General features: G+C 64.1%; 9 protein-coding genes. 6 read left to right on the top strand and 3 right to left on the bottom strand.

What is annotated here, in order from left to right; genetic code table 11:
• Window positions 1-80: 80 nt before the first annotated feature.
• Window positions 81-9,653: a YDG domain-containing protein gene (locus tag D7S86_RS07635; protein WP_158601891.1), complete on the bottom strand. Its 9,573-nt coding sequence runs from the start codon at window positions 9,651-9,653 to the stop codon at window positions 81-83.
• Between the two features lie 913 nt (window positions 9,654-10,566).
• On the bottom strand, window positions 10,567-11,004 hold the full coding sequence (locus D7S86_RS07630; protein ID WP_121085117.1) for a hypothetical protein: 438 nt from the start codon (window positions 11,002-11,004) through the stop codon (window positions 10,567-10,569).
• 122 nt (window positions 11,005-11,126) lie between these two features.
• On the opposite strand from D7S86_RS07630, the gene D7S86_RS07625 reads away from it, so the two are divergent.
• The 6 genes from D7S86_RS07625 to D7S86_RS07600 all read left to right on the top strand — a co-directional run bounded on the left by D7S86_RS07625 (window position 11,127) and on the right by D7S86_RS07600 (window position 18,358).
• Window positions 11,127-11,324, top strand: a complete 198-nt coding sequence (locus D7S86_RS07625; protein ID WP_121085115.1) for a hypothetical protein — start codon at window positions 11,127-11,129, stop codon at window positions 11,322-11,324.
• Window positions 11,325-11,577: 253 nt separating this feature from the next.
• On the top strand, window positions 11,578-12,735 hold the full coding sequence (locus D7S86_RS07620; protein WP_121085113.1) for a cysteine desulfurase family protein: 1,158 nt from the start codon (window positions 11,578-11,580) through the stop codon (window positions 12,733-12,735).
• Window positions 12,736-12,765: 30 nt separating this feature from the next.
• On the top strand, window positions 12,766-13,611 hold the full coding sequence (locus D7S86_RS07615; RefSeq protein WP_121085111.1) for a sulfite exporter TauE/SafE family protein: 846 nt from the start codon (window positions 12,766-12,768) through the stop codon (window positions 13,609-13,611).
• Window positions 13,612-13,665: 54 nt separating this feature from the next.
• Entirely contained in the window at window positions 13,666-14,850 is a 1,185-nt protein-coding gene (locus D7S86_RS07610) for an efflux RND transporter periplasmic adaptor subunit (RefSeq protein WP_121085109.1), read from the top strand.
• Between the two features lie 5 nt (window positions 14,851-14,855).
• Window positions 14,856-16,850: a MacB family efflux pump subunit gene (locus tag D7S86_RS07605; protein ID WP_121085275.1), complete on the top strand. Its 1,995-nt coding sequence runs from the start codon at window positions 14,856-14,858 to the stop codon at window positions 16,848-16,850.
• Window positions 16,847-18,358: an efflux transporter outer membrane subunit gene (locus D7S86_RS07600; protein WP_121085107.1), complete on the top strand. Its 1,512-nt coding sequence runs from the start codon at window positions 16,847-16,849 to the stop codon at window positions 18,356-18,358. Before D7S86_RS07605 ends, D7S86_RS07600 begins: the two co-directional genes overlap by 4 nt.
• A 93-nt stretch (window positions 18,359-18,451) precedes the next feature.
• Here D7S86_RS07600 and D7S86_RS07595 read toward each other — a convergent pair whose 3' ends face one another.
• Window positions 18,452-19,459, bottom strand: coding sequence for a hypothetical protein (locus tag D7S86_RS07595; RefSeq protein ID WP_147432251.1), 1,008 nt, complete (start codon window positions 19,457-19,459; stop codon window positions 18,452-18,454).
• Between the last annotated feature and the right edge of the window lie 63 nt (window positions 19,460-19,522).

Here is a 19,522-nt window from a genome sequence, read left to right as displayed (position 1 = left end):
CGCTTCGCGCGCCGTGTCGTGTTGTGTTGTGTCGATTCGTTTCGTATCGATCCGCGTCGTCTCGTTAGCGCGCTCAGCCCTCAGTCCGCGGGCATGCGAACCCCGCCGTCCAGGACCGTGAGTCCCATCCCCGGATGGAAGTCCGCACGCACCACGTTGCGCTGATTCGGGACTTCCTCCTGCATCTGATTGCCCGTGAAATTGCCTCTCGCCGTATCGGATGCCGTGCCGTACGGCGTCTCGAGATCCTGCGGGCCGGCAAAGGCGTCGACGCTCGCAATCGTGCCCGGCGGCACCGGAGAAATCGGCGTGATGATGTCGGCGTACAAGCCGCTCGGCTGCGCCAACACGTAGTTGCCCGCATCGGCGCCGCTGATCGTCATCGCCGTGCTGACGGGCTTGTTGAATCCGACGTTCGGGTTATCGAAGTAACCGACGGCGCCGTTGCCGAGCGTGACGCTATCGCCGCCGAACACGCCCGACAACGTCGCGTCGAGGAGCGTGTCGTAGACCGTACCGTTATAGGTCCGGTTCGTCGTCTGCGTGTTCGCGACCGTGAGCAGCGCCGGCGTGACCGTGACCCAATCCACGCCGCCCGTCAGCGTGTAGTTGCCGGCGAGCGCCGCGCCGTTGCCGGTCAGCGTATAGCCCGAGAGCCCGCCCGTCGCGAATGCGATCTGGTTGCCCACATTCTTGCTCGACAAGACCCCATTGCCCGACAGCGTGAGCGTCTCGCCGTTCACGCCCTGCAGCACGCCGTTCGTCCCGAACACACCCGCCGACGCGTCCGTCGTCGCGTCATACGTGCGGCTGCCCGTGAGGCTCAGGACAAACGGCGTAATGTTGGCCGACGTCGCCGCCACCGTATTGAAGGTGTAGTTCGACGCATCCGCGCCGATGCCCGTGATGCCCGTGACGAGAATCGGAATGTTGTTACCGGCGTTGGGCGTCACGAAGTTCGCCGATTGCGCATTGAAGCTGACGCTGTCGCCGCTCAGAATGCCGTCGCTCGCGAGGCCGACCGTGGCCGTGCGCGAGCCGTCGTAGACCTTGCTGGAACCGGTCGCGACCACGTTGACGGCGAGCGGCGTGATCGTGACCCAGTCGACGCCGCCGACCAAGGTGTAGTTGCTCGCCAGCGTCGAGCCGTTGCCCGTCAGCGTCAACCCGCTGAGGGCGCCGAGCGAGAACGGCTTCTGCGTGCCGACGTTCTTGTCGAGCAGATTGACCGATCCGGACAGCGTGAGCGTCTGTCCGGTGAAGATCGTCCATTGCCCATCGTTGCCGAAGAGGCTCGCGCTTGCCGTGCTGGTGCCGTTATAGACACGCGTGCCGGTCAAGTTCAAGACATAGGGCAGGATGTCGGCGCTCGTGGTCGTCGTCGAGTTGAACGTGTAGTTCCCGAGATCGCTGCCCGTGCCCGTGATCCCCGCGACAGTGACCGGGATATCGTTGCCCGCATTGGCCGTGGCGAAGTTCGCGCTGCCGGCCGTAAAGGTCGCCGTATCGCCCGCCACGAGGCCGCTCACCGACAAGCCGCCGAGCGTGGCCGTGGTCGTCGCGTCATAGGTCTTGTTCTGCGCGGTGGCCGTGACGGTCAGCGCCTTGGGCGTGATGTCCGCGCTCGTCGTGACGACCGAACTTCCGAATACATAGTTGCTGATGTCGGTGCCGTTTCCGTACAGATTGACCGTGATCGGAATATCCGTGCCGACGTTCGGCGTGGCGAAATTGGCGGCGCTGTAACCGACGGAGGCATTGTCGTTGCCGACGAGACCGCTGACGGTGAAGCTGCTGAGCTGCGCGGTCGTCGTGCCGTCGTAGACCTTGTTCTCGCCGACCGCCGAGATCGTCAAGGCCTTGGGCGTGATGTCGACCCAGTCGCCGACGCCGGTACCGAGTGTGTAGTTGGACGCCAGCGCCCCGTTGTTGCCCGCGAGCGTGAAGCCCGCCACGCCGTTCGCCGCGAACGGCTGCGCGCTGTTCACGTTCTTGCTCGCAAGCGTGCCCGAGCCGGACAGCGTCAGCGTCTCGCCGTTGACGCCCATGAGTACCCCATTGTTGCCGAAGAGGCTGGCATTGGCGGCCGTCGTCCCGTCATAGACGCGCGTGCCCGTCAGCGTCAGCGCATAGGGATAGATGTCCGCCGAGGTCGTCGCGGTCGGGTTGAACGTGTAGTCGCCGGCGTCCGCGCCGCTCGCCGTGATGCCGCTCACCGTGACCTGAATGCCGTTGCCCGCGTTCGGCGTGGCGAAGTTCGCGTTGCCGGCCGCAAAGCTGAAGTTGACGGTGTCGCCGGACAGCACGCCGGATGGCGTGATGGTGGCCGTGGCGGCCGTCGTACCGTCGTAGGTCTTGTTCTGGGCCGTCGCGCTGACCGAGATGCTGAGCGGCGTGATCGTCACCCAGTCCGTGCCGCCCGTGAACGTGTAGTTGCTCGGCAGCGCGCCGCTATTGCCCGTGAGCGTGAAACCCGCGAGGCCGTTGGCCGCGAACGGCACCTGCGTGCCCACGTCCTTCGAGGACAGCGCGCCGGTTCCGGAGAGCGTCAACGTTTCGCCGTTCGCGCCCGTCAGTACGCCGTCGTTACCGAACAGACCGGCCGCGGCGCCCGTCGTGCCGTCGTAGACGCGCGTGCCGTTGAGGTTCAGCACGAAGGGCAGGATATTCGCCGTGGTGGTCGCCGTGGTATTGAACGTGTAATTGCCCGCATCCGCTCCGCTCGCCGTGATGTCGTTCACCGTGACCTGAATGCCGTTGCCCGCGTTCGGCGTCGCGAAGTTCGCGTTGCCCGGCGCGAAACCGAAGTTCACGACGTCGCCGCTCAGCACGCCCGTGGTGCCGACCGTTGCCGTAGCCGCGGTCGTGCCGTCATACGTCTTGTTCTGCGCCGTCGCGCCGATCGTGATCGCGAGCGGCGTGATCGTGCCCGTCAGGCCGCTCGGCCCCGTGAACGTGTAATTCCCCGCGTCGGCGCCTGAAATCGACATGCTTGCGGTCACCGGCTTGTCGGTGCCCACGTTCTTGTCGTTGAACGTGCCTGTCGTACCGTTGTCGAGCGTCACGGCGTCGCTGCCCAAGACGCCGGCGAGGGTCGCGCCGCTCAGCGTGGCCGCGGTCGTGGCGTCGTAGACCTTGGTGTCCACCGTCGTGCCGACGACGGTCAGCGGCGCCGGCGTGATCGTCACCCAGTCCGTGCCGCCGACGAGCGTGTAATTGCTGGCGAGCGCGCTGCCGTTGCCCGTGAGCGTGTAACCCGCGAGACCGTTTGCGGCAAACGGCTGCGCGCTGTTCACGTTCTTGCTCGCGAGCGTGCCGGTGCCCGATAGCGTCAGCGTCTGACCGTTCGCGCCCGTGAGCACGCCGCTGTTGCCGAACAGATTCGCGTTGGCGTTCGTCGTCGCGTCATAGACGCGTGCGCCCTGCAGGTTCAGCACGTACGGCGTGATATTGGCGCTCGTCGTCGCGGACGTGGTTTGCAGCACATAGTTGCCGGCATCGGCGCCGCTGATACCGATACCGAGCACGGAAATCGGAATCGCGTTGCCGACGTTGGCCGTCGCGAAGTTCGCGGACGTATCGCTAAACGTCACGTTGTCGCCCGACACGACGGTGGGGCTACTGAGCGCGACCGTCGCGGTCGTCGTGGTGTCGTAGACCTTGTTGCTGCCCGTGGCGACGACCACGAGGATCGGCAACGTCGTGATGCTGGCCGTGAGGCCCGCCGGTTGGATCAGCAGGTAGTTCCCCGCATCGGTGCCCGAGACCGTCATGCTCGTGGTCACCGGCTTGTCGGTACCGACATTCTTGTCGTTGAACTGGCCGACGGTGTCGTCGCCCAACACCACGTTATCCGAACCGAGCACACCGACCAGGGTGGCGCCCGTCAACGCCGCGTCGGAGTTGCCGTCGTACTGCTTGTCATGGGCGACCGTGCCGGACACCGTGAGCGTGACCGGCGTGATCGTCACCCAGTCCGTGCCGCCGGCGAGCGTGTAGTTGCTCGACAGGCCGGTCCCGTTGCCGAGCGCAAGCGTACCGAGGTTCGAAAACGGCACTTGATTGCCGACGTTCTTGCTGGTCAGCGTGCCGGTGCCGCTCAGCGTCAGCGTCTCGCCATTGACGCCGGCGATCGAACCGCCGGTCGCGAACAGGCTTGAATCGGCATTCGTCGTCGTGTCGTAGACACGCGTGCCCTGCAGGCTCAGCACACGCGGCGTGATGCTCGCCGTGGTATCGGCGCTCGAATTGAGCAGCGTGTAGTTGCCGGCGTCGGTGCCGCTGGCCGTAATCCCCAACACCGACACCGGCAGATTGTTGCCGACATTCGCTTGCGAGAAGTTGGCCGACGTATCGCCGAAGACCACGTTGTCGCCCGCCACCACGCCGGTGCTGCTCATATTGACTTGCGCGGTCGTCGTGCCGTCGTATTGTTTGTCGATGCCGGCGGCCACGACGGTGATGCCCAGCGAGGTGATGTTCGCCGTGATGCCGCTCGGCTGAACGAGCGTGTAGTCGCCCGCATCCGCGCCCGAAATGGTCATCTGCGTGGATACCGGCTTGTTGGTGCCCACGTTCTTGTTGTTGAACGTCCCCGTCGTGTCGTTGCCGAGCACGACGGTGTCGCTGCCGATCACGCCGCTCAACAGCGCGTTCTGCAGGGTCGCGGCCGCCGTGCCGTCGTAGACCTTGTCGAGCGCGGTCGTATTGAGCACGGTCAGCGTCGCGGGCGTGATCGTCACCCAATCCGTGCCGCCGACCAAGGTGTAATTGCTCGCGAGGCCGCTTCCGTTGCCGAGCGTCAGCGTGCCGAGGCTCGACAGCGGAATCTGGTTGCCGACATCCTTGGTGGGCAGCGTGCCGACGCCGCTCAGCGTCAGCGTCTGTCCGTTGACGCCGTCGATCACGCCGTCACTCGAGAACAGGACCGAGGTTGCATTCGTCGTGCCGTCGTAGACGCGCGTGCCGGTGAGGTCGATGACCTTCGCGGTGATCTCGCCGAGCGTGCCGCTCGCCGAGGTCGGCAGCGTGTAGTTCGACAGCTTGGTGCCCACCGCCGCCGAGTAGTCGGGCGGCTCGAGCGTGGCGCCGATCCCGATGTTCGTGCCGACGTTAGGCGAGAGATAGCCGCTCGATGCGGTCTGCGTGATCGTTGCGCTTTGGCCCGCGACAAAGCCCGTAATCGTGAAGTCGGACGCGCCGAGCGTCACCGACGTCGTGCCGTCGTACTGCTTGATGGGGTTTCCGGTGATCGTCACCGAGAGCGGCGCCGGCGTGATATTGGCGAACAGATTCGACGGCTGCGAGACGACATAGTTGCCCGCCTGCGGCCCGCTCAGGGTGAAGCCGCTCGCGAAGACCTGCAGATTGGTACCCGCATTCGGCGTGATGAACTGCCCCGTGGCGCTGCCCGACGAGAGCGTGACGCTGTCGCTGCCGAGCACGCCCGACAGCGTGGCATCGCTGCTGTTGATCGTCGCATTGGTCGTTGCGTCGTAGACCTTGTTGTTCGCCACCGCACCGCTGACGGTCAGTAGCGCGGGCGTGATGTTCGCGGTCAGCCCGGTGAGCGGTTGCAGCACGTAATTGCCGGCGGCGCTGCCCGAGATGCTGAAGCCGCTCGCCGTCACGGCAATGTTGTTGCCCACGTTGGACTGCGCGAACGTGCCCGTGGTGGACGTATTGAGCGTGACATTGCCCGCGTCGGACGGGATCACGCCCGACAGCGCCGCGGTGCTGACATTGAGCGTATCGGAGGTCGTCGTGTCGTAGACCTTGTCGGTGGCATACGCATTCAGGATGTAGAGCGGCGCCTGCGTGATCAGGCCGGGGCCGGACGCCATGGTGGGGAGCAGATAGTTCGTGAGCAGCGTGCCGCTCTCGGCCGTATAGTTGCCCGGCACGAGCGCCCCGCTGACGGTCCAGCTCCCCGCATTCGCCGACGCGTAGTTGAATTGCGCGGTGGGCGTGATGCTCGCCCCCTCGCCGCTCACGAAGCCGGTGATCTGGAAGTTGCTGCTGCCGACGCGCGCGATCGTATCGCCGTTATAGACCTTGGTCGGGTTGCCGATGATCGTGACCGTGAGCTGAGCCGGAAGGATCGTGCCCATGCCGTAGGCCGTCACGGGGAACGAGTAATTGTTCAGGTTCGTGCCGGGCCCCGCCGTCAGGTCGGACTCCGTGAGCGTCGCCGAAACAGGCTGCTGTCCGGCGTTCTTCGTCGCGTACTGTCCTGTGACGGTCTGCGACACCGTCGCGCTGTCGGTCCCGACGAAGCCGGACAGCGTGAAGTCGCTGGCCGGAATCGTGGCGACCGTGGTCCCGTCATACGTCTTTGACGGGTTGTTCGTGATCGATGCCGTGAGCTGGTCGACGATGGCTTTCTGGACGATCGTCCCCAACCCCGTCGCGGTGGCCGGTAGCGCGTAGTTCGACAACAGCGTGTTCGACCCGGCCTGGAAGTCGCTTGCCGGGAGCGTCGCGCTCACGCCTTGGAAACCGACATTGGGCGATGCATAGGCACCCGTCGTCGGGTAAGGATTCAGCGTGATCGACTCGCCCGGGATCGCGCCGACGACCTCGTAGTTGTCCGCGCCGAGCGTGGCCGTATCGGTGCCGTCGTAGACCTTGGTCGGGTTGTTGATGATGTTCACTTCGACCGGCGCAGGGGTGATGATGCCGCTCGGGCTGGTCACGCTCGATGGGAACGTGTAGTTCGACATCGATGTCCCGGCCGCCGGCACGAAATCGGAAGCGGTGACCGTCGCGGTCACGGCAATGCCGGTGCCCGCATTCGGCGTCGCATAGGTCGCGCCGGTTTGTCCGATGGTCGCGCTCTGCCCGCCCACGAAACCCGAGATCGTGTAGTTCGCTTGCGTCAGCGTGGCGTTGACGCTGCCGTCGTAGACCTTGGTCGGCGAACCGAGGAACGTGATCGTGAGCGGCGCCGGCGTGATATTCGCGGTGATGCCGGTGATCGCGGTCACCGAATAGTTGCCGGCCGCCGATCCGCCCAGCGTCATGCCGTTGACCGACACGGGCAGGTTGTTGCCCACGTTCGACTGGCTGAATGCGCCGGTCGCGCCGCTCGTCGTCAACGTGACATTGCCGGCGTCCGCGGGCACGAGCCCCGTGATCGTGGCATCGGCGAGGTTCAGCGTGGCCGACGTGGTCGCGTCATAGACCTTGTCGTTGGCCGTCACGCCCGTGATCGTCAAGCCCTTCGGTGTGATATCGGCCGCGAGATCGAGCGGGGCCGAGATCTGATAGTCGCTCGCCTTCGGACCCGTCAGCGTGAATCCCGTGGCCGCCACGAAGATCGCGTTCCCGACATTGGGCGATGCGAACGTGCCGGTCGCGCCGCTCGTGTCGAGCGTGACTTGTCCGGCGTCCGCGCTGATCAGGCCGAAGAGCGAGGCGTCGCTCACGTTGAGCGTATCGGCCCGCGTGCCGTCGTAGACCTTGTTGTTCGCGATAAGCCCGCTGATCAGCAACGGCGCGGGCGTGATCGTGCCGGTGCCGGACGCCGAGCTCGGCAGCGTGTAATTCGCGAGGTTCGTCCCCGTGTTGGCCACGAAATTGGTCGACGTGAAGGTCGCATTGACGGGGATGTTCGTGCCGGCATCGGCGCTCGCATAGGTCACGGAGCTCGCTTGATTGACGCTTGCGCCCTGTCCCGCGACGAATCCCGTGAAGCTGTAGTTGCTGGCGGTCAGCGGTGCCGACGTGGTGCCGTCGTAAACCTTCGTCGGATCGTTGACGATGTCGACCGTGAGCGGCGCGGGCGTGATCGTGCCGATATCCGCGGAGGCGGTCCCCTTGGCCTGATACCCATAGGCGGGAATGCCCGCCGCCGTCGTGACGACGACACCGGCGAAGGACGTCGGAGAATTGACGGTGATTCCCGTGCCGGCATCGGATGTCGCATAGGTCCCCGTCGCGCTCGCGATGACGTCGCCGTTGACGAGTCCGGTGGTCTGCAGATTGGCGCTCGTCAATGCCGCGGTCGTCGTGCCGTCATAGACCTTGCTCACGCTGCCGGTCAGTCCCGTGAGCGTGATGGTCGGCGCGAGGCTGTAGAGAAAGCCGTTACCCGAGGCCGCCGCGCTCGTCCCATAGGGCGCGTTGTACTGGACGAACGACGGTGTGAGTCCATCGGTCGTATCGAGCGTCGGATTGGTCGAGTAGATCAGCCACGGCGCCGACGTCCCCGTGCTGACCGCCGAACTGCCTGCGTCGTTCACGAAGTTCGCGTTCGTGGCCAGCACGACGCCCGCGCCGCCCACGATCGAAGCGCCCGCGGCGATCGTCAGATTGCCGGCGCCCGCCTGCATGGTCACCGCGCCCGCGCCGGTGACCGGCGCATTGATATTGATCGCATTGAGCGCTTCGAGCGTCAGGCTCGCGACGGAGTTGGTCCAACTGATCGCGGCGTTGACGTTGATGTCGCCGGCCCCGGCACTCTGCACGCCGAAACCGGTCGCGCCCGATGCGGTCGTCTGCTCGACGACGTTCGTGCCGCCGTTCAACGTGTCGGAGATCTCGCCGGCCGCGGTCGCGTCGATCGTGAGGTCGGTCGGGTCGACGAGCCATGTGCCCGCTTGGCCGCGCGGCGCGGCTGCCGTGATTGTCGTGTTGGGCGCAATACTGAACTGAGCCGCGGACGTTTCGATCGAACCGCCGTTTCCGCCGTTGGGCGCGCTCGCGTCGAGCGTGCCGCCCACATTCACCTGCCCGGCCGCCATGCCGCCGAGCAGCACGATCGAACCTTCGTGGTCGTCCACGGTCTGCGCGCGCACCATGCCCGTGTTGTTGACCACGCTCGCCAGCAGCGAATTCTTCGCGCCGGCGGTCATGATGACTTGACCGCCATCGGCAACCAGCAACTGCCGGTTTTCAGCGAGATTGTTCAGCGTGCTCGCATCGACCTGGACGTGGAGAAGTTGCGAACCGTCGAAGGTGAGCGTGGCGGCGCTGCCGCCCGCGAGCGCGATCGTGCCGAGCCGCGCCGTGATCACGCCTTGATTGGAGACCTTGTTGCCGAGCAGGACGGTATAGCCGCCGTCCGCCACCGCAATGGTTCCCTGGTTGACGACGCTTCCCTTGCCGTTGCCGCTGAACTGGCGCGTGTTTCCGCTCAAACCATCGGCGCCGACATCGAGCGTGGATGCCACGATGCCCCCGACGTTCACCTGCGCGGACGGACCGAACAGCACGCCGTTCGGATTGATCAGCCAGACTTGTCCGTTGGCGTTGAGATGGCCCAGGATCGTGCTGGGCGTCATGTCGTAGATGCGATTGACCGCGAGCGCGCTGCTGCCCGGCTGGACGAAATTGACCGTCTGCGCCGCGCCGACATTGAAGCTTTGCCAACTCAATTGGAGCGTCTGGCTGCTTTGATCGATCGTGGTCGTCGAGCCCGACTGGCTGATCGTGCCGATCCCCGAGGTGACTTTTCCGCCCGTGGGCCCGCCGCCGGCATAGGCCGGGGAATCGAGTAGAAGCGCGCCGGCGGCGACCAGCAGGGCCATCGCATGCGCGGCGTTCCTGCCGGACGCCCTAAAGCCTCGGCCCGGGCGTCGACGCGCGCACTCCGACGCAACGACCCATTGCTTGAGGGAAATGCTCCAGCGTAAGCGGTAGATGTGGTTCATGGCATGGCCCATTCTCGGCGGACAATCGAACTGCTCCGGTGCGACCGTGAAGCCGCACCAACGCCAGACACCCCGTTTCGCGCTGTCAGACACCCCTGTCCGGGTCGAATCGCTGTGTTCGAACCACGCAACGCATCGATTCAATTCGCAACGTTTGCTAACGTCGATAAAGATTGCAACGGCAACCGCATGCCGTATCGATCACTGACCGAATCGTCTACGCTCCGGCGTCATCTCATCGATCGCTAGGAGCGCCTTAAGCGCATTTCGGACTAAACCGAGTGCATTCGTCACGCGACAATCGTTACGACGTTAGCAATCGTTTCCAATCAATTAACAGAGCTAATCAAACATTTCCCTGTCAATTCTTTCGTAGGTTCCGTGCGGATGTGTGTCAAGAAATTGGCGGGTCGATTGACTTGCACACAATGCTTTTCGATGAACGCAACGAAGCCAAACGAGTCAGGTTTTCCGATTGCCATGCGACCGCGAGCGAGCCGCGGCCATGACGACACGCTGAATCGCGAAGCATGTACGCGCGGTGGAAATTCGAGGGGTGTCGAGGGATGCGTCAAGGTGCGCGCCTCGCGCGCGGGGTCGTTCGTTGGGGTGAACGGCGAGATCGATTCGATCAGGTCGTTCGAGGTACAGAGGTGCCGACGTGCTGAGGTGCTGAGGTGCTGAGGTGCTGAGGTGCTGAGGTGCTGAGGTGCGGGCGATCTTAGCCGGAGGGTGAGCAATTTCCTGTTATTTCATCGACGATGCGCGGCTTTCCGCGCTTGATGGCGGCCGCTGCATGGAAAACCCGTGGACGGTGAGCCGCGCCGCATCGGCGCATCCGCACGCAAACCCGCACGATGCACAGCGTGGATGCCTCGGTCTGGACCTGACCGGGACAGCCGAGCGGCGCGGATTATCGTACAGGCATGCTAAGCGCTTGCAGCTCGGTCGTCTGCGGCGTGAGCTGAATCTTGCCGTCGACGATGTCCATCCGCAACGGCGTCCCGGCGCCGTCGGGCAACTTGACGCCCCCGTCGACGACGTGCAGCGCCATTTCGTTGAAGCTCAATCGGACATCGTCATGGCTGGACTTCTTGACGGGCTCGCAATGATAATTGCCCGACTTCGGGTCGGCGCCCCACGCCCAAAGACACGTGATGTCATTTTCCTGAGCAAGCTTCTGCGCGCGCTCAAAGCCGATTTTCGGATCCGCATTGGCCGCATCGGTCGGATCGAAGGAAGAACACGCCGAACATGCGACGGCGGCGAAGAACATCGTCACGACCGGACGAAAATACGGGACACGCACATGCTTCTCCAGAAAATACCCGCCTGCGGGAAACCCTTGCATCTACTTGGGTTATCGGCAATCAGCGGGATGATCTTGAGTGTGCCAAGCGAAATGGAAAGCGCCGGCGCGCGCAGGGATTCGTCGAATCTGCACTCGCCGATCTGTTCGACCCCGAAAAGATCGTGCTGGGCGGACCGCTCAGCGTGCTGTTCTTGCGCGTCGAAGCGAAGGTCAAACGCGCGATCTCGGCCAACTTGCTACGCGGATATCAAGCGCCGCCGATCTACCTCACGCAATTCGGCGCGGATGGCGCATCGATCGGCGCGGCCGCCGTTGTCAGGGATCAGTTGTTCGCGCTGCCGCGCCTCGATCATCAGTAGCCGGACCGATGCACGCGTGCACACATGCGCGAGCGTGCCCGGTGGAATTCGATTCGCGTATCGGCGCGTCCATGCAGCCGGCGAAATCGCATGCGCTTCGAGCGATGCTTGCGAGCGCGCGTCCACGGTCGACGCCAAGCGCGCATGCTTGAGAAAAACATTGCTGTTTTGACCGCGCCGAGACGTTCAATTTAGAACGTTTTTTCCGGCCGACCACGTACGATCGAGCGAATATCCAAGTGCCGCTCGATGCATGCGTAACGAACACAGACTTCGCTATTTCGACTATTCGGCGACCACCCCTGTCGACGCCAGGGTGATCGAAGCCATGATGCAGTGCCTCGGCGTCGAAGGATGCTTCGGCAATCCGGCTTCGACCTCGCACGCATTCGGACTCGAAGCGCGTGCGTGGGTCGAGCAGGCGCGCGCGCGCGTCGCATCGCTCATCGGAGCCGCACCGGACTCGATTTTTTGGACCTCGGGCGCCACCGAATCGACGAATCTCGCGCTTAAAGGTTTTGCCGAAACCGCGCGCGGGCCATGCCGGTTCATCACCAGTCCGCTCGAACACAAGGCGACCTTGGACACATTGGCGACCCTCGCCACGCGCGGTCATACCGTCACCTGCATCCAACCTTCGCCGTCAGGCGCCATCACCGCAAGCGCGTTGAGCGACACGATCTCCGACGCGACATCGCTCGTCTCGCTGATGATGGTCAATAACGAATTGGGGACGCTCACCGATATTGCCGAGATCGCGGCGATCGTCCACTCGGCGGGTGCGATCTTGCATGTCGATGCCGCACAGGCCCTCGGAAAGGTCCCCATCGACGTCGATCGCCTCGGCATCGATTTGATGTCGATGTCTGCGCACAAGCTTTATGGGCCTAAAGGCATCGGCGCCTTGTATGTTCGACCTGAATGGATCGCGCGTATCGCCGGGCAGATCCACGGCGGCGGCCACGAACAAGGGCTGCGATCCGGCACGCTCGCGACGCATCAGATCGTCGGCATGGGGATGGCCTGCGAGATCGCCGCTTCGTCGATGGACGCGGATGCGCGTCACATCGAGACACTCAGTCAGTCCTTTCTCGACGGTTTGGCCGAGATCGACGGCATCACCGTCAACGCTCGAGCGGCCCGACGCATCCCGAACACGCTCAGCTTGACGGTCGACGATCCCGGCTTTCTCCCATTCATGCTGAGCGGCGATCTCGCCGTCTCGTCGACCTCGGCATGCAATTCGGCCTCCGGCCGCCCATCGCATGTGCTGACCGGTATCGGCTTGAGTCCCGAGGCGGCGTCTCGCACGGTGCGTATCAGCTTCGGCCGATATTCGACGCAGGCCGATATCGAATTCGCGTTGAGATGCATTCGAACCGCGGTGGATCAGTGTCGCGCCGCACGATGACGCGCACCCTGACGCTCCATGGAATAGCCCATGCTTGAATCCGTCCTGCTTGGCTTGATCGTCGGCGCCGTGCTCGGACTGACGGGCGCGGGCGGCGGGATCCTCGCGATCCCGGCCTTGGTCGCCGGCATGGGCTGGACGATTCAACAAGCGACGCCTGTCGCGCTCATCGCCGTCGCGAGCAGCGCGGCGATCGGTGCAGCGGAAGCCTTCAAGAAGCGGCTGGTTCGATATCGCGCGGCGCTCGTCATGGCGGCGGCCGGCATGCCGACGACGTGGGTCGGCAGTCATCTTGCGCAGCGTGTCCCCGCGCGTGTGCTGCTCGCGCTGTTTGCATCGGTGATGGTGCTGGTCGCCATCCGCCTTCTCCGGCAAGCGGCGCGATCCGGCACGGCTTCGTCGGCCTCGACACACTGCATCGGAAGGATTAATCCGGCGACCGGGCGTCTCGTATGGTCTCGTCCGACGGCGATCGCACTCACGATCATCGGCGCCATGACCGGCCTGATGACCGGTCTGCTCGGCGTCGGCGGCGGCTTCATGATCGTTCCGATGCTTCGACGGTTCACCGACATCTCGATGCACGCGATCGTCGCGACATCGCTCTGCGTCGTCGCCTTGGTCTCGAGTTGGGGCATCGTTTCCGCACTCGCGCACGGGATCAGGCCGTCCCTCGACGTCGCTTGGGTCTTCTCGATCGGCACGGCGGCCGGCATGGTCGCCGGACGCGCCGCCGCGCACCGCGTCACGCCGAACCTCATCCAATCCGGCTTTGCCGTCTTGTTAATCGTCGTATCGATCGGCATGGGAATCAAGGCGGCGGGCATGTCGTCCATCGAGGTTCCGTCGCGGCATCGCTCAAGCGTCAACGGATGACATGACCATGCGAACACACGACAGCGCAATTCGAAAAAGAAAGGCACACGCGGCGTGAACAAGAAAAAAATCAGACGTCTTTGCGCCGCCGGATCGCTTGCGGTCGTGATCGCGATCCCGGCATACATGCTCGCGAAGCGCGACGTTCCCGACATCCAATACGTAACCGTTCCGGTTGCTTATCAAGACATCGAGTCCACCGTGGAAGCCGTGGGCACGATCCGCGCCGCCGACCTCGTCAGCGTCGGCGCACAGGTCACCGGCCAGATCCAGTCGCTGCATGTCGCGCTCGGCGACCGCGTCAAAAAGGGCCAACTGATCGCGGAAATCGACTCGCAACCGCAGATCTATGCCTTGCGTACGGCCCAGGCGCAACTCCAGAGCGCCATCGCCGCGCTGCATGCGAGCGAAGCCTCGCTTGCGCAGGCTCGACTCACGATGGCGCGGCAACAGACATTGATCGTCCACGATGCCGGGTCTCACGCCGACTTCGAAGCCGCGGAAGCGGCCCTCAAGGTCGATCAGGCGAATGTCGAGATGTATCGGGCGCAAGTGACGTCCGCGCAAGTCAGCGTGGACACGGCGCGCGTCACGCTCGGCTACACACGGATCGTCGCGCCGAGCGACGGCGAAGTCGTCGCCGTGCTGGCGGTCGCGGGTCAGACCGTCAACGCGAATCAGACGACCCCGAATCTGATCAAGCTCGCGCGCCTCGATACCGTCGAGGTCAAGGCCCAGATCTCCGAGGCCGACGTCGTGCGGCTTCACCCCGGCTTGCCGGCCTACTTCACCATTCTCGGCGACCCGTCGCATCACTACATCACGCGCTTGAAAGCCATCGAGCCCGCGCCGGATTCGATTCTGACCGATACGACGACCCCGCAGACGAGCAATACGGCATCGACCAACGCGGCCGTCTACTACAACGGCTTGCTCGATATGCCCAACGCCGACGGACGATTGCGGATCTCGATGACCGCACAGGTATCGGTCGTGCTCGACCGCGCGCAACATGCCGCGGTCGTCCCGGTGACCGCGCTCGTCGAGCCGCCTCGTGCGGGGACGTCCAAGGTGCGCGTGCTCGCGTCCGATGGTCACGCCGTGACGCGTCGCGTGCAGACCGGAATCGCGAACGACACCGTCGTGCAGATTCTCGACGGTCTCGACGCGCACGATCGCGTCATCGTCGGCCAAGGTTCCAGCGCCAGTGCGCGCGATCCGTTCAGCACACCCGGCTAACATTGATGAACACGAGTCATCCATTGAATCCGGGCACCGCCTTGATCGAATTGGAGCGCGTGAGCCGAACCTATGGCTCCGGAGACACCGCGCTCACGGTATTGCACGACATCGATCTTCGTATCGAGCGGGGCGATATGGTCGCGATCGTCGGCGCGTCGGGATCCGGCAAATCGACGCTGATGAATATACTCGGCTGCCTCGATACGCCGTCCGCGGGCACCTATCGAATGGCGGGTATCGCCACCGACACGCTCGATCCCGACGGCCTTGCAAGACTTCGTCGCGAACATCTCGGCTTCGTGTTTCAGCGATATCAGTTGCTCAACGATCTAAGCGCGCTCGCGAATGTCGAAACGCCCGCCGTCTATGCCGGCATCGACCCGGCACGGCGCTATCGCCGCGCCATGCATCTGCTTGAGCGTCTCGGACTGGGCGACCGAGCCTCGCATCGCCCTACGGAATTATCGGGCGGTCAACAACAGCGCGTGAGCGTGGCGCGCGCGTTGATGAACGGCGGCCAGATCCTTCTCGCCGACGAGCCGACAGGCGCGCTCGACAGTCAGAGCGGCAAAGCGCTGATGACGCTGCTCCACGAACTCCACGCGCAAGGTCATACGATCATTATCGTGACGCATGACATGGAGGTTGCCCAGCATGCGCGCCGCATCATCGAACTGCGCGACGGGCGCGTCGTCAGCGATCGCGGCGGCGATTGGACATCCGCCGACGCCCCAACGGCGACGTCGCCGTCCTTGCCTTCGTTGCCGGCCACGGAATCGCAAGGCCTGCGCCATCCTTCCGCGGCCTTGGATCGATTACTCGAAGCCTTTCGACTCGCGATGCGCTCGGCCGCCACGCATCGTCTGCGGTCGTTCCTGACGATGCTCGGCATCATCGTCGGCATCGCGTCCGTCGCATGCATGGTCGCGCGCGGTGAAGGCAGCCGTCAAACGATCATGAATCATATCCGGCAGTTCGGCACCGATACGATCAGCCTCTTTCCGGGTCGAATGGCCGGCGACTTGCACGCGGGTGCGATCCATACGCTGAGTCTGGCCGATGTCCGCGCGCTGCAGGCGCAACCCTATGTCGACAGCGTCACGCCGGAAGTCACGAATAACGAAACCCTTCGCGTCGCCGACAAGGCCGTGACCGCGACGGTTCACGGTACAGGCGCCGACTATTTTCGCGTCCATGGGATTCCGATCATTGCCGGCCGTGCATTCGATGCGTCGCTCGTCGAGTCCGCCAGCCCCGTCACGGTCATCGATCAGAAGACCCAACAAACGCTGTTCGGCGCCGACTCGCCGATCGGCAAGGTCATTCTGGTCGGCAATCTCCCGTGTCATGTGATCGGCGTGTCCGGCACCAATGCCATGGCCTTCTCGCCCGGGTCGTTAGGACTCTATATGCCCTACTCGTCGGTCATGTCGCGCATGACCGGCGCATACAACCTGCAAAGCGTGACCATCCGGCTCGCGGACGGCGTGCCGTCGAACGCCGCGCTCGCCGGCATCTCGGCGCTGATCAAGCGACGTCACGGCACGGCCGACTTCACGACATTCAGCTCCGACACGTTCCTGAAAATCGCCACCGCGTCGAACGAGTCGTTCCGCATTTTTATTTCTTCGATCGCGCTCATTTCGCTGATCGTGGGCGGTATCGGCGTGATGAACATCATGCTGGTGTCCGTGACGGAGCGCACGCATGAAATCGGGATCCGGATGGCGGTCGGCGCGCGACGCTCCGACATCCGCAATCAGTTCCTTATCGAAGCGATCTGGTTATGCGCGATCGGCGGGCTGATCGGCGTCGTGCTCGCCATCGCGATCGTCCGTTTGTTTTCGAACCCTCATAGTCATTTTTATATGGTGCTGTCGATGAACTCGATCGGTGTCGCATTCGCGAGCGCCGTGTGGGTCGGCGTCGTCTTCGGATATTTTCCGGCGCGTCAGGCTGCGCGACTCAGCCCCGCCGAAGCGTTGATTCGCGAATGACCGCGCGCCTTCCCTCGACGCGCATCCGGTCCATGCGCGCCGCGCTTGAGACCGCTCGCCGCAAACCGGTCTCGCGTAGACGAGGCCTTGCACTCACGCTGCTTGCCTCGCTATGCGTCAGCGCATGCGGCACGCTCACCCACACCGCGTGGCAACCGCCCGTCGTCGACGTTCCCGAGCAGTGGCACACGGCGGACGCGGCAACGCCGGCGACGTTAGCGTCAACGTCAGAGCCTGCCGCGCCCCCTCGTCCGGAAACGACGGATGACGACGCGAACACCCGCACCGACGTCGATCCCTGGTGGCAGGCCTTCGGCGATGCCGATCTGAATCGGCTGATCGAGCGCGCCTTGGCGACGAGCCACGATCTGAAGACAGCCGTTCTCAACCTGCAGGCCGCCCAGTTCGCCGTCGATCTCCAGCACGCAAACCAGATGCCTGCATTATCGGCAAGCGCGGATCTCGCGAACGATCACTCGTTACACGGGAATCGTTACGTATCGCATGTCGATGCATTGACGGCATCGGCGAGCTATGTCGTCGATTTCTGGGGCGCCTTGGCCAGTTCGACCGAAGCGGCCAAATGGGAAGCGCGAGCCAGCGCGCAGGACGTACGGACGGCCAAGATGAGCGTCGCGGCGACAGTCGCCGACGATTATTGGCTCCTCGCGCTGCTCACGGAGCAGATCGAAACCAGTACCGCGTCAGTTCAATACGATGCGCAGACGCTTGCGTTGACGCAGGTGCGCTATCAATCCGGCGCCATTACGGCGATCGATCTGCTTTCCGCGCAACAAGCGCTCGCGATACAGCGCGCCGCGTTGAACGCCTTGATCCTGCAAAGCACGCAAACGCAGAATGCACTCGCCATCTTGATCGGCGAAGCGCCCGGCGAGGTCTTCGCCGTTCCTTCCGCGCGTCTGATGACGACGCTGCCCTCCGTCGCGCCCGGACTGCCCGCCGAGCTGCTGGGCCGCAGACCCGATGTTCGCGCCGCCGAATGGCGCACGCGTAGCGCGCTCGCCGACGTCGACGCCACGCGGGCGAGCTTTTATCCGAATCTGACGTTGACCGGATCGGCGGGCACCGCAAGCGATGCGCTCCGCAATATCCTGCAAAACCCTATCGGCACGCTGGCGGCGGACATCACGGCGCCCATTCTGAACGTGTGGACCATCAAGGCGCAGGTCGGCGCCGCGCAGACGACTTACGATGCCGCGGCGGTCGCCTTCGCCAAAACGTTCGAACAAGCGCTCTGCGACGTCGAGAACGCGCTCGCGGCGCGCGCCGACGATCAGGCTCAGGTCGATCAATGGACCCACGCGCTCGATGCGGCTCGACAAAGCGAGCAACGCGTGGCCTGGCAATATCGAACGGGTGCCGTTGCGTTGTCGAACTGGCTCGATGCCGAGCAAGCCACGCGCACCACCGATGCCGAACTCGCCGGCGCGCGATACGCGCTGCTCGCGAATCAAGTGGGCCTGTATGTCGCGCTGGGCGGAAGATAGCGGGATGCACGGGGCGGCGCGCGCTGGGGGGTTGGGTATGCGCCACCGCCCGTCTCTCCCGCACCGCCAGACAAAGGCGGGTGCGTTTGCGAACTATCTCTGCGGTGCCGATTGTGCGGGCTTTGCCGCATGCACACCGAGATGCGACATCGCCGCCAGACTCGTTTTGATCTGCTCGAACTGCGCAATGATGGCCCAGTCACGATACGGCTCCGGCGTGGCGAGCAGTGCACGATTGCCCATCGCTTGGATCAGGCAACGCGACTCGGGCGTCGCGCTGTAGGGATCGACCGCCGCCAAGGCGATGGCATCCGCGCTTTGCGGATCGTTTTTGAGGAGATCCTGCGCGTGTTGATTCACGGCCTGCTGGCCTTGTGCCCGCTGTTCAGGCGTGATCGTCGCAATCGGCACATCGATCGCCGACTGTTTGAGCATGTCGTACACGACATCGAAGAACTGCCCCAAATCAGCGGCCGACATCGCACCGACTGCCGTGCTATTGGCGAAGATCATCTGCGCGACGGGAACACATGTTTTAGGCGCCGCAGCATGTGCATCGGCGCTCAACGCGAACAGCGCCGTGCGCTCGTCGGGCGTGATGCGCAGCATGCCGTCGATGTAAATCGACGCGGTGGCAAATGGCGGCTTTCCGGCGTTGTCCTTGAGCATGCGAGAAATATCTCGATCTTCGCTAACGCGTCGAACCCAGTGTTTGAGGACCTCAGCCTTCGCCGGATCCTGGCCGAGATCGATGTTCTCCAGCGTCGACAACAGCGTCTTTTGCTCCGCGTCCATGCTCGAGGCTAGCGAAGACGGCGCAGCCGCCGCGTTCGTCGTCGTACCCTTCGTCGATGTCCCGCTCGCCGAGGCGGCGGACGCCACGCTCGTGTCTCCCGCCTGCGCATCGCCGGTCGCCGCCGCCGCACCGGGCAGATAGACGATCGTCGACATCGCGAGTGCCACGCCAACACCGCCTCTCATCCATCCACACACGGCACGCATCGTTGTCTTCATTGTTTTTCTTCCACTTTGCAGAGTTGAAGTGAGCGTTTTGCGTTGCGCCCCCCTCGACAGGCAGGCCTTGACACAAAGACGCTTCACGAAGCAGCCGCAACGCGCCGAGGCGTCTCGGCCGCTTCGATCACCACGCCTGCCGCGTACGCC

The organism is Pararobbsia silviterrae (assembly GCF_003628125.1).
Classification (GTDB): Bacteria; Pseudomonadota; Gammaproteobacteria; order Burkholderiales; family Burkholderiaceae; genus Pararobbsia; species Pararobbsia silviterrae.
Note: the sequence above shows the minus strand (reverse complement) of the source record. Positions and strands in the feature narration are given on the sequence as shown.